Origin of the sequence: Bacillus sp. FSL W7-1354, from assembly GCF_038002405.1 — a bacterium.
GTDB classification, from domain to species: Bacteria; Bacillota; Bacilli; order Bacillales; family Bacillaceae; genus Bacillus; species Bacillus paralicheniformis.
The window spans coordinates 2,285,001-2,296,999 of record NZ_JBBOCL010000001.1 but is presented as its reverse complement, the minus strand read 5'-3'; the positions used below and the strand labels follow the sequence as shown (position 1 = coordinate 2,296,999).

Sequence of the window (11,999 nt, the reverse complement as noted above, 5' to 3'; positions counted from 1 at the left end):
GGATGCATTGTAAAATAAATCACATCTTGAAAAAAGGGGATGGGTTGAATGTGGAAAAAGCACACGGCTGTTGCAGAGAACGTATACATAGCGGACACACCGTCATTTGTGACAGAGAAACAAGAAAAGATTGTGATTGATTATGGGGGAATACCGGGTGATCTGCATTTTGGACTGACGAAAAAAGCGGGAGCAAGGGAGCCGATGTATAAAAGAGGGACGGAGATTTTCAACAGGAGGCAGATTTCAATTGTCTCGGTCGAAGAGTGTCTTGAGATTGCCGGACGGCTGAACGTTCCTGCGGTCCTTCCGGAATGGCTCGGGGCTAATATCGCATTAAGCGGACTGCCTGATTTAACTTCATTAAGAGAAGGAAGCAGAATCGTTTTTCCAAGCGGCGCCTCTCTGTTGAGCGAGGGTGAGAACGAGCCGTGCATTCAGCCCGGAGAAGTCATTCAGGAGCAGTTTCCCGACAAACCGAAGCTTGCTTCGCGCTTTGTGCGCCATGCGATCGGAAGAAGGGGAATCGTCTGCGTCGTCGAACGCCCCGGCTTGATCCATCAAGGCGACCAGGCAGAAGTGTGGGCGTATTCGCCTGCTGCCACGAAAGACGCCAGGTCGTTTGCCTGAGCGGATGAAAAGCCCCGGGCCTCTAAAGCCGGGGCTTTCCGTGTATTATAATAGTTTCTGTTTGATTTCCTTGATCTGTTTAATATGTCTTCTTTCATGATGGCCGATGAAGTCGAGCCACTGTCTGACCGTAAGCTCTTCGAAAACCGGATGCGGCAGCACCCTTTGAAAATCTTCATCATGAAAGGCGGCGATGACTGAAGTTAATTGTGTTCTGACATTGTCGAGCTCAGCTTTGAGGGTTAAAGCATCCGCCGTTTTTCTTTCAGGCTCTGCATATGGGGGCGCCTTTCGTTTGGAGCTTCTGTCTTCCGACTGATGCACCGGTTTATCTTCGATTGTTTTGACCGGTGCATGCTTGATTTGTTCCTTTAGGATTTGAAGTGCCATCAGGTCGATTTTTTTCAGGTGGTCGATCACTTCTTGAATGCTCCATTCGTCCTCCGAGGGCCTTTTATTCAGCGTTTCGTCTGACAGGCCTTGAATCTCGCTCCAAAGTTCTTTTCTCGCTTCATTAAAAATGCTCATCATATCCCCTCCTGTTTTTACTGTACCATATCGCAGGCTGGTAAAATAACCAAAAAACACTCGATTTTCGCATCGCCATCGGATATGCTTAAGAAAAATGAATAGAAGGAAGGATTTATTTGAGAACAACATTGTACCCGTATATCGCATTAGTGGTCGGGGTGCTGGCTGTGTCTTCCTCCGCCATCTTTGTCAGACTGTCAACGGCTGACGCTGGAATCATCGCTTTTTATCGTCTCTTTTTTTCCGCTTTGCTGATCTTTCCTTTTTTCTGGGGAAAAAGAAAAGAAGTCTTGAGTTTTTCGAAAAAGGACTGGCTGTTTTCAGCGGCAGCGGGGTTCTTTTTGGCATTTCATTTTATTTTATGGTTTCGTTCGCTTGAATACACCTCAGTGGCGAGCTCGGTTGTTCTTGTGACGCTGCAGCCGATTTTTTCTTTTATCGGTACATACTTTTTATTTAAAGAAAGAGTGTCGTTCGCTGGAATCATCAGTGCGCTTCTCGCGATCGGCGGAAGCGCGTACATCAGCTGGGGGGATTTCAAAGTAAGCGGCCAGGCGCTCTACGGCGACATTCTTGCACTATTGGCGTGTGCGCTTGTGACGGCATATTTGCTGTTTGGCCAGCATGTCAGAAAACGCCACAGTTTGACCGTTTACACGTTTATTGTGTATGGAATCAGCGCCATCACTTTATGCCTGTACTGTCTGTTTTCGGGCGCCGCCTTTTTTTCTTATCCTGCGTCAGATTGGGGGTATTTCTTTCTGCTTGCCGTCATTCCGACTTTGCTCGGGCACTCGCTGTTTAACTGGGTGCTGAAATGGCTGAGCACAAATATGATTTCTGTGGCGATTTTATTTGAACCTGTCGGAGCGGTTGCGCTGGCGTATTGGATTTTAGACGAATCCGTCATGATGACGCAGGTGATCGGCGGAGCGGTCATTTTTTCAGGTATTATCTTGTTCATGGCCTCGCAAAGCATGAGGAAAAACACCGTCCCGTCCGTGAAAGGGAAAACACATAAGGCGCTTTAAAGTTTGCACCTTATCCGGTCAAAATATCTTCGCTTGAATAGCGGATGTTTTCCTGTTCAGGTCTGGCCAGGGAAAACGCCAATGTGAGCGGTCCGAGTTTTCCGAGAAACATAATGAAAATAATCAGTATCTTTCCGACAGGGGTCAGGTCAGCCGTAATCCCCATTGACAGGCCGACCGTGCCGAAGGCTGATACGACTTCAAACAAAATCGCCAAAAACGGCTTAGGTTCTGTCATATTTAAAATAAAGACAGCCGCTAAAATCAACAGCACACTGATAGTCGAAATAGCGAGCGAACGAATGATCAATTGGTCTTTCAGCGTTTTTTTTGCTATCGAAATATGTTTTTTGCCTTTTAAAAAAGTGATAACCGACAGGAGAATGACAAGAAACGTCGTCAGCTTGATTCCTCCGCCGGTGGATGCACTCCCCGCTCCGACAAACATAAGAAGGAGCAAAAGTGTGATCGTGCTTTCGTGCAGGCTTCCGATATCTGTCGTGTTAAACCCGGCTGTTCGCGGGGTCACGGCCTGAAAATAGGCGCCCCAAAGTTTTTCAGCTGGCGGAAGCATGCCGAGCGTTTTTTGATTTTGATACTCAAGCAGAAAAATAAAGATCATGGCTGACAAATTGATGATAAACGTACCGTATATCATCAATTTCGAATGAAGGCTTAACTTTTTCAAGCTCCGCTTATGCCATAGATCAGACAATACGGTAAACCCTATCCCGCCGATGATAAACAAAAAACTGATCACCAAGTTGACGAGCGGATCGCTTTTATACCGTATTAAACTGTCCGGCCAAATGGAAAATCCCGCATTGTTAAAGGCGGAAACCGCGTGGAACAGGCTGTAGTAGACACCGCGTGCGAAACCGTATTCAGGAACCCATTTGACAGCCAGTATGACCATGGCCAGCATTTCAATTGCGAAGGAGTAAATAAACAAACTCTTGATGAGCTTAATGATCCCGCCTAAAGAAGTTTGATTGAGAGACTGTTGAATCAACAGCCGTTCTTTCAGGCCGATTTTTTTCCCGAGCATGATAAAAATGAGCACTGCAAATGACATGATGCCGAGTCCCCCGATCTGGATGAGAACGAGGATCATGAGCTGACCGAACAACGTATAATCCGTGCCTGTATCAACGACGGCTAGGCCGGTAACAGTCATCGCCGATGTCGATGTAAAAAGCGTATCAATCCAGCCTATGGGTTTAGACGTCGCTGCCGGGGTCTTCAATAAAAGAGTTCCTAATATGATGAAAAATAAAAACACCAGCACGAGCAGTTGGGACGGGCTTAATTGAATCTGTTTAAACTTCACGGTTAATCGCCCTTTTTTTCAAAGGTCTCAATATCTTTGTTTTGCCCGATCACAATCAAAATATCGTTTTCGTATATCAAGTCATCAGCGCTCGGTGCGATGATGAAATGCCCGTCTCTTTTTATGCCGACGATGTTGCAGCCGAAGTTGGCGCGTACATCGATATCCCCCAGGCTTCTTTTGTCCAGCTTTTTTGTTGCCACAATTTCGACGATGCTGTAATTTGGCGACAGCTCAACAAAATCGATCATCTTTTCCGAGGTGATATGGCTGGCTATCCGCTTGGCCATATCTTTTTCAGGATGAATGATACGATGGACGCCGATTTTATGGAGAACCTTTTGGTGATAGTCATTTTGCGCTTTCGTCCATACTTTGGGAACGCCCATTTCAATCAGCAAAAGCGAAGTCAGAATGCTTGCTTCAATGTCATCGCCGAATGATACAAAGGCGTGATCGATGTTGCGTATTCCGATTTGTTTCAATGTATTTTCATCAACGGCATTGGCGCAAATGGTGTAGGTTGCATAAGCAGAATATTCGTTTACTTTTTCTTCGGATTTGTCGATGCCTAAAACTTCAGCCCCTTTTGCGTGGAAGGCTTTGACAAGACTGCCGCCGAACTGACCGAGCCCGAAAACGGCATAAGATTTCTGCATCCGTGTTCACCCTTTTATCTGTTTTTCTTATAGTGTTTACTTTTTTAAAAGAAAAACACACAGGGATGTACAAGAATCCGGAAGTGTGCGAATCCGGAGAGCCGCCTTGAGGCGGCTTCGGTTTCAGCTGAGCGAGCCTCCGGTTTCGCGAATGTCTTTTTCGTGAAGGGCAGAGACGACGGCGGCTATCCTCAGCCCTTCGACGATCGTTTCAAGGCTGAGGCTCGGCTCGTGCTTATCGACTGTTTGTTCGGGGAGATACGGAATGTGGATGAACCCTCCGCGGATGTTTGCCGAGGTGCGGTCTATACGGTGCATTAACTGGTAAAAAAGATGGTTGCATACGAATGTTCCAGCTGAATTAGAGACGGAGGCCGGGATTTCATTTTTTCTCAACTCTTTCACAACGAGTTTGATCGGAAGCGCGGACCAGTAAGCTGCAGGCCCGTCTGCCGCGATCGGTTCATCGATCGGTTCCCGTTTTTCATTATCCGGAATGCGGGCGTCATCGATGTTGATTGCGATGCGTTCCGGAGTAATGTGAGCCCGGCCGCCTGCTTGTCCTACACAAATGACGATATCGGGATGGTGCTTTTCGATCGCTTTTTCCAAAACGGCCGCTGAATGATGAAAAACGGTCGGGATCTGCTCCGCCACGATAGAGACGCCTTCGACTTTTTCTCCGTTCAGCCGTTTTACAGCTTCCCAAGACGGATTGACCGTTTCTCCCCCGAAGGGGTCAAAACCTGTCAGCAGTACTTTCTTTCCCATATCGATCCCTCCTGAATATGAATATAAAGTGCAAAATACCCATTCAGAAGATGTCTGAATGGGTATTTTTTTAAATATTTTATGCTCCTGATCCCCGGGATGCCAGAAGTACCTGATCTCCTTGAGAAGCCGCTTCCGGTGCATGGTTTACGAATGAAAAGCTGATAACTGCGCCTAATACAACTGCTGTTAATAATACTTTTTTCATTTTATTCTCCTCCTCTTCCAGCGAGCTTGCTCGCCTTGTCTGTTTTAATGTAAAAGTATATGGCTTCTTCATATAACTTTTCTCGCCTGTAGTAATTCGCTACATCCATCAATAATTCCTCCAAATCTACCCAGGCTTTTTCATTTTCTAACTGGTGAACATAGTCCTTGATTATTTCCAGTTTATTCTGTGTATCAGAATATAATGTATATAAAATTTTGAATTTCAATTCGAAAATTTCGCTGTTCATTTCCCGGGATTTTTTAAAGCCTACTTCGATCCATTTAAATGCTTGTTTGTGTGCGTTGGTTTTGAAAAGAGACCTTGTGTTTTCATAAACGCAAAGAAGGTAAGCATACTTGGCTTTCGTTTCAAAATCTTTGATTGCAAAAGCTTTATTGTAATACTTTAGCGCTTCCTCCTGCTTGTCTTCCTTACTCTTCAAAAAGCCCATATTATAGTAGGTACACGGTAAAAGGTATTGGTCGCCGATTTTTTCGGTTTTTTCGATCGCTTCTTTTAATAATACTTCACTTTCGGAGAACTTAAATTGGTCAATATAATTGAGCCCGATCAGCATTTTGCAGTTGATGACCCGCTTGGCATACCCGTCATACCCTTGAAAGATGCCGGAGGCAATGTTGATGTGATGAATCGACAGCCATGTCGCTTTTAAGTTGTAATACAAAACACCGATTTTATAATGAAATTCAGCTTTTTCAATTTCATTTTGAATGACGCTCAGTCTTTTTTCCGCTATTCTGAAAAAATTGAGCGCTTCTGTATGGTTTTGCTTGTAGTCCTCATAAATCCCTTTAAACAGGTAAAAATAATAATTCAGCTTGTCGTCCGTACTTTTTGGATCTTTGTCTTGAAAACTGATGGCCTCCAATTTTTCGGTGGAAGATTGGGAGATATCTTCAAGAAGGAGCCTTAAGCGAAAATCGAGCATTTGATAATAGAGAAGAACGTCATGATCTTCTTCCATTTTTTCAATTGCTTTATCTATGTCATCTTTCATTTCGATTGAGCCTGAAATGTCTCTTTTTTTCATCAGTATGTACCAGTCGTTGAGCATATTGGCGACTTCTTGTGAAGCCACGGCTTTGGCCATTCTCTTCCCTCCAATCTTTGTGAATTTTTTGTAAATTGAAGTTCTATTAATCATAGCATAAACTGCTGCCGTCTGTGAATAACGCTGAAATGCAAGTTCGCCGGTGAAAAGTTCATTTCTGAAATTAAATCGTCATTTTCCAAAAAAAGTGCGCGAAAAAAGCGAAAACCGCGCCAAGCGGAATACAGGATATCATTGCGGTTCCGTTGACCAGCCCGTCAGCTCCGCTTATTTTCAGGGCTTCCCGGTAGCCTATTAAAAAGTGGATGATCGATAGGACGTAACATAAGAACATCATATAGTAAGGGTTCATTTGCATACCTCCTCTATTCGCTTTACTATATTACATTCAATAGAGGCGAAGATTATGCCTGTTTAAACAGGAAAAAGAACAAAATATTATAGACGAAAAGATTTTCAATTACAATACATGTTTTTAAAAATATTTCCACTATAATCAAAATGAAAGATAAATTTAGGGGGTCATAAGAAATGAAAAAAAGGCTGATGTCACTATTGGTCTGCATCCTGGTTTTAGTGCCGGCAGCTGGTGCTTTTGCCGCGCCGAAACAGGCCGAGCTTCAAGAGTATCTTGAAGAAATAGGAATGACAGAAAAAGAATTGGAAGCTTATTTACAGGATACATATGATGAAAGTTTAAAAGATTTTGAGTCGGTGGAAGAGTTGAAAGATTTTTTAGGGGAAAGACTGACTAATCAACTTTTGGCATCCTATTTAAAAGAATACGGATTGAGCGAAAAAGAAGCGGCTGACCTTTTTGTTGAAAATGGCTATATGGAAAGCGGCCAAAACATTCTCGACGTGTTTATGTTTGAATACGAATTGGACGATGCGCTTTTCACTGTGACATATGAAGAAGACGATTTTCAGATCGGGAACCTGTTTCAAGAATTAGGTGTGGATGATCAGGAGTGGGAAAGGCTCGTGAATCATCTCCGAAAGGTGCGCGATAAAAATCCAAACCTTGAAAATGATTTGATGGCTCTTGGAGAACGTCTTGAAGCGGTAGCCGATTTCGAGTCTGTATCAGAGCTGTCAGCTCAGGATATCGCTGAAATGCTATCCATTTTAAACGATCTTCAGAAGACGCTTGAAGTGAAAACAAAATACTATCTTGTTAAAGACGGAAAGAAAAAAGAAGTGTCTTTGACAACGCTTGTCAGCGCGGAAGATCTGAAGGGAGCAAGCCTTCTGGTGGAAGTATACGATCTGCAAGGCAACTTCATTTTGGATGTATTGCTGACGCCTGACATGATCGGATCTGATTTAATTCATGATACAGGGTCAAAAGTGAAGCAAACCCAAACGGCTGTCAAACATGATTCAAAGCCATCTCATGTGAAAAAGACGGTTAAAGGTGCAAAGCTTCCAAAGACAGCCGGGCATTACGCGGAATGGTCGATCTTAGGCGCCGTTCTGATGTTTGGCGGATTCTTCATGATCAGAAGGCTTCGCAAAGCGGCTTAACATGTCACTTCCCATTCTAATTATGTAGAGAATGGGAAGTTTTTATAAGGAGTGAAAGGAAATTAAGGCACATCGAAAAAAAATCATCTGGCTCGCAGCTATTGTGATGGTTGTGTGCGGCGCTTATTTTACAACAACGAATGTGTTCAAGTTAATGCACGGCTACGCTCTTTTTTCATTTCAGCAGATGAAAGAAGAAGAAAAGCCTGAAAAACCTCCGATTCAGACGGCGAAAAAAGAAAAAACGGTGATTGATCAAACATTTAAAACCGGGGAGAAAATCGGTGATCTTGTCATTCCGAAAATCAATGCAAGGATTCCTATATATCACGGGACAGATGAAGACGAGCTGCAAAAAGGCGTGGGCCATTTCGCTGGTTCCGTTCTGCCTGGAGAAGATGACAACTCGGTTTTATCAGGCCACCGGGATACGGTTTTCCGAAAACTCGGCCGAGTGGGGAAAGGCGATCAGTTAATTGTTGAAGCTTCCTACGGAACTTTTACATACAAAGTGAAAAAGGTGCGGATCGTGGATGCGGATGACCGGACGGTGATTGTACCAAAGCCGAGAGCAACATTGACGGTTTCCACCTGCTATCCTTTTGACTTTATCGGTTCAGCACCGGAGCGGTATATATTGGTCGCGGATTTGATTAAATCATAAAAAACAGCGGAATCTCAGGCGAGTCCGCTGTTTTTTTATGCTATCTCATGTCTGATCTGTTTTCCAAGAGTTTTGGCGCGGTTAGCAGCAGTAAACAAAGGACAATTGTGCAGACAATGAAAGACGGAAGCATATATGTTCCATTATATACCAAGGAATAAATCCATACCGGAGTGCCTTCAGGCGCATAGTTTCCAAAAAAGACAGCGCCGCTGATGACATGAGCGAGAAATTTCAGTCCGCTTCCGAGAAAGACGGCCAGCGTAACATAGAAAATGATCTTTCCTTTTTGTTTCTCGATTGAAGCGTTTCTGATCGATCCGGCAAAAAAGCCGCCGATACCCGCGGCCGTAGGCGCGATAAAATAATCAAGAAGAAGCTGCAGAGGATGATAAACGTAAAATCCTCCAGTGACAAACTGAAGCAATCCGGCTAAAAACCCGGTTGCCAGCCCTGCCTTCAGCCCCCATCTAAAGGAAATCAGGAAGATCGGAATCATCATGACGGCGATTGAACCGCCTTGAGGCATTTTTAAAAACATTCCGGACACCATATCAAGTATAAGTGCTATTCCTGTCATAAACGCAATTTCAATCAGCTGTACAAGTTGTTTAGATTGATTCATCATAACCCTCACTTTTGATGAACAAAGGGATACTGGACTTCTTTCCCAATAAAAAAAGCAATGCGGGGAAGGAGTAGGAAAGTTTTCCACGCACTGCTTTGGATGCAATTAGAAATGACTTTGCCACATCCCTACGCCAGCGTTAACTAACAGGTTCAAAGGGTCAGAACGGTCGTTCACTCTCAGCCTCGAGGCTCCCCTTGTGGTCATCAAGTTATTTAGTTATATTCTACTATACTAAAAAAAGAAACGGACGACAAGCTGATTTTTCGAAAAATTTTGCTTAATTTCTCCAATATGTAGCAATGCAAACATCTTTTCCTTTATAATAGAACGTATTCGTACGTACAAGATCAGTAAAGGGTTGATCTGATGAGTGAACCTACAAAATACAGCATGGTGAAAAATAAAATTAAATCGTGGATATATGAAGGCAAAGTGAAGCCGGGGGAAAAAATTCATTCGGAAAACGAATTGATGAAAATATTTGATGTAAGCAGGCACACGATCCGGCAAGCGATTGGCGACCTTGTTCATGAAGGGCTTTTATACAGAGAGCAGGGCTCAGGGACGTATTGCTCTCACCGTCTTCAGCTTTCTGAAAAAGGAAGGGAAAGAAATAAGATGATCGGGGTTATTACGACTTACCTTTCGGATTACATTTTTCCTTCTATTATAAGAGGAATCGAATCGTCACTGTCCAGCGAAGGATACACCCTTGTCGTCGCGAGCACCAATAATGACATTGAAAAAGAAAAACAATGCCTTGTGAATATGCTCGATAAAAAAATTGCTGGGTTGATCGTGGAGCCGACGAAAACAGGAAGCTTTAACCCGAATTTAAGTTACTATCTGACGCTTGAACAACATCATATTCCGTACTTGATGATCAACCAATTTTATCAGGAGCTAAATCCGCCCCATTTCATTTTGGATGATGAACACGGCGGCTTTATCGCCACTGAGCATTTGATTAAACTCGGCCATGAAAAAGTGTTCGGTTTCTTTAAACAGGACGATATGCAGGGCGCCAACCGGATGAAAGGATTTATCCGTGCTTTCAGAGAAAACGGCTTGTCGTTTTACCCTGAAATGGTCGTGACGTACACAACAGAGAACAAAAAACAAAAAACGATAGCTGAAGCCAGGAAGCGGCTTTCTTCATCAGACCGTCCGACTGCCATATTCTGCTATAATGACGAGATAGCGCTTTTGGTGTTGGATGTCGTGAGGGAATTCGGTTTGAAAGTGCCGGAAGACATTTCGATTGTCGGATATGACAACTCACATTTGAGCGAGGCATCTGAAGTGAAGCTGACGTCAGTCACTCATCCGAAAATGCAGATGGGGATTGAGGCGGCAAAATGGATGATTGCCAAAGTTGAGGGACGCAACACGAATCAGCTTGAACATTCCACCGTCTACAAACCTGAACTGGTTGTCAGACATTCGACCGCCAAGCTGAAAAGGTAGGCTGCACAATCTTTATCCGCCAACCAGCGTGAATGAAAATGAGAAGAATATATATTCTGTTACAAAGCTCCGGAATGAGGAGCTTTTTATTCAAGTAAAAGCTGATAACGGAGAGTTTAATGTCATCCTCGAAGCTTTGGACCATGTGCAGCTTTAGCAAATCAATTTTTAAAGACCGCTGTATACTTTTATATAGAAGAAAGCAGTAAGAAGAAATAAATGCTGTCAACTGCCGGAGGTCGAGATGATCAGGAATCATCTGAGTCCAAATCATTTGATTATTATTTTTTTAAAAAAGCTATTGTGCAAAACGAAAATAGATGTTATATTAGTATCCGCCCCTAAAAAGGAGGCTTTATAAAAACAACTTCGAAAATCTTTTAAAAAAAGTTGTTGACATTCACGATGATAGAATGTTATATTAGTAAAGTCGCTTCTTCGAGAGGCGGAAATGATCTTTGAAAACTAAACAAGACAAAACGTACCTGTTAATTCATTAAATAAATCGTACATGCGAATGTGCGTAGTCAGGGGCCTGCACGATGCAGGTCATGCAGATGTTGTCACAGGATGTGACGAACTTAATCTGCGCTCCATTATTTCATGGAGAGTTTGATCCTGGCTCAGGACGAACGCTGGCGGCGTGCCTAATACATGCAAGTCGAGCGGACAGATGGGAGCTTGCTCCCTGATGTTAGCGGCGGACGGGTGAGTAACACGTGGGTAACCTGCCTGTAAGACTGGGATAACTCCGGGAAACCGGGGCTAATACCGGATGCTTGATTGAACCGCATGGTTCAATTATAAAAGGTGGCTTTTAGCTACCACTTACAGATGGACCCGCGGCGCATTAGCTAGTTGGTGAGGTAACGGCTCACCAAGGCAACGATGCGTAGCCGACCTGAGAGGGTGATCGGCCACACTGGGACTGAGACACGGCCCAGACTCCTACGGGAGGCAGCAGTAGGGAATCTTCCGCAATGGACGAAAGTCTGACGGAGCAACGCCGCGTGAGTGATGAAGGTTTTCGGATCGTAAAACTCTGTTGTTAGGGAAGAACAAGTACCGTTCGAATAGGGCGGTACCTTGACGGTACCTAACCAGAAAGCCACGGCTAACTACGTGCCAGCAGCCGCGGTAATACGTAGGTGGCAAGCGTTGTCCGGAATTATTGGGCGTAAAGCGCGCGCAGGCGGTTTCTTAAGTCTGATGTGAAAGCCCCCGGCTCAACCGGGGAGGGTCATTGGAAACTGGGGAACTTGAGTGCAGAAGAGGAGAGTGGAATTCCACGTGTAGCGGTGAAATGCGTAGAGATGTGGAGGAACACCAGTGGCGAAGGCGACTCTCTGGTCTGTAACTGACGCTGAGGCGCGAAAGCGTGGGGAGCGAACAGGATTAGATACCCTGGTAGTCCACGCCGTAAACGATGAGTGCTAAGTGTTAGAGGGTTTCCGCCCTTTAGTGCTGCAGCAAAC

Annotated in this window: 13 protein-coding genes, 1 rRNA gene and 1 riboswitch (1 of these 15 only partly in view); of the genes, 6 read left to right on the top strand and 8 right to left on the bottom strand. The window is 44.2% G+C overall.

The genetic code is table 11. The features are described 5' to 3' along the window. The first annotated feature begins 48 nt into the window (after positions 1–48). A complete protein-coding gene (locus MKZ04_RS11720) occupies positions 49–630 on the top strand; it encodes an MOSC domain-containing protein (RefSeq protein WP_020452713.1) in 582 nt (193 codons plus the stop codon). Between the two features lie 45 nt (positions 631–675). Here the strand turns inward: MKZ04_RS11720 and MKZ04_RS11715 are convergent, their stop codons facing one another. Next, positions 676–1,161 carry a DinB family protein gene (locus MKZ04_RS11715; protein WP_033155020.1) on the bottom strand — a complete coding sequence of 162 codons (486 nt, stop codon included), beginning with the start codon at positions 1,159–1,161 and terminating at the stop codon, positions 676–678. A gap of 116 nt (positions 1,162–1,277) precedes the next feature. Between MKZ04_RS11715 and MKZ04_RS11710 the strand changes: the two genes are divergently transcribed. After that, positions 1,278–2,192, top strand: a complete 915-nt coding sequence (locus MKZ04_RS11710) for a DMT family transporter (RefSeq protein WP_020452711.1) — start codon at positions 1,278–1,280, stop codon at positions 2,190–2,192. A 10-nt stretch (positions 2,193–2,202) separates the two neighbouring features. Here the strand turns inward: MKZ04_RS11710 and MKZ04_RS11705 are convergent, their stop codons facing one another. From MKZ04_RS11705 to MKZ04_RS11680, 6 genes are all read right to left on the bottom strand, one after another. Continuing rightward, the gene (locus MKZ04_RS11705) at positions 2,203–3,522 is read right to left on the bottom strand and encodes a TrkH family potassium uptake protein (RefSeq protein WP_026580030.1); all 1,320 of its coding nucleotides are present in this window, start codon (positions 3,520–3,522) and stop codon (positions 2,203–2,205) included. A 2-nt stretch (positions 3,523–3,524) separates the two neighbouring features. Then, positions 3,525–4,181, bottom strand: coding sequence for a potassium channel family protein (locus MKZ04_RS11700; RefSeq protein ID WP_020452710.1), 657 nt, complete (start codon positions 4,179–4,181; stop codon positions 3,525–3,527). Between the two features lie 123 nt (positions 4,182–4,304). After that, on the bottom strand, positions 4,305–4,952 hold the full coding sequence (gene pcp / locus MKZ04_RS11695) for a pyroglutamyl-peptidase I (protein ID WP_105979983.1): 648 nt from the start codon (positions 4,950–4,952) through the stop codon (positions 4,305–4,307). Positions 4,953–5,031: 79 nt separating this feature from the next. Next, on the bottom strand, positions 5,032–5,160 hold the full coding sequence (locus MKZ04_RS11690) for a hypothetical protein (protein WP_023856006.1): 129 nt from the start codon (positions 5,158–5,160) through the stop codon (positions 5,032–5,034). 1 nt (position 5,161) lies between these two features. Further along, positions 5,162–6,274: a response regulator aspartate phosphatase gene (locus tag MKZ04_RS11685; RefSeq protein ID WP_065643909.1), complete on the bottom strand. Its 1,113-nt coding sequence runs from the start codon at positions 6,272–6,274 to the stop codon at positions 5,162–5,164. A gap of 124 nt (positions 6,275–6,398) precedes the next feature. Then, positions 6,399–6,587, bottom strand: a complete 189-nt coding sequence (locus MKZ04_RS11680) for a hypothetical protein (protein WP_079289415.1) — start codon at positions 6,585–6,587, stop codon at positions 6,399–6,401. Between the two features lie 179 nt (positions 6,588–6,766). Here MKZ04_RS11680 and MKZ04_RS11675 point away from each other — a divergent pair, with 179 nt between their 5' ends. Then, positions 6,767–7,762 (top strand): processed acidic surface protein, encoded by a 996-nt coding sequence (locus MKZ04_RS11675; protein ID WP_020452707.1) that lies wholly within the window; start codon positions 6,767–6,769, stop codon positions 7,760–7,762. A 106-nt stretch (positions 7,763–7,868) separates the two neighbouring features. Next, positions 7,869–8,426 (top strand): class D sortase, encoded by a 558-nt coding sequence (locus MKZ04_RS11670; protein ID WP_023856005.1) that lies wholly within the window; start codon positions 7,869–7,871, stop codon positions 8,424–8,426. A 40-nt stretch (positions 8,427–8,466) separates the two neighbouring features. On the opposite strand, the gene thiT is transcribed toward MKZ04_RS11670, so the two are convergent. Then, positions 8,467–9,051, bottom strand: coding sequence for an energy-coupled thiamine transporter ThiT (thiT, locus tag MKZ04_RS11665; RefSeq protein WP_101561540.1), 585 nt, complete (start codon positions 9,049–9,051; stop codon positions 8,467–8,469). A gap of 111 nt (positions 9,052–9,162) precedes the next feature. Further along, positions 9,163–9,262, bottom strand: a riboswitch (TPP riboswitch). 161 nt (positions 9,263–9,423) lie between these two features. Here thiT and MKZ04_RS11660 point away from each other — a divergent pair. Together MKZ04_RS11660 and MKZ04_RS11655 are read left to right on the top strand one after the other, a co-directional pair. Next, the gene (locus MKZ04_RS11660) at positions 9,424–10,524 is read left to right on the top strand and encodes a GntR family transcriptional regulator (RefSeq protein WP_023856004.1); all 1,101 of its coding nucleotides are present in this window, start codon (positions 9,424–9,426) and stop codon (positions 10,522–10,524) included. A gap of 600 nt (positions 10,525–11,124) precedes the next feature. Next, positions 11,125–11,999 (top strand): 16S ribosomal RNA (locus tag MKZ04_RS11655) (it continues 675 nt past the right edge of the window).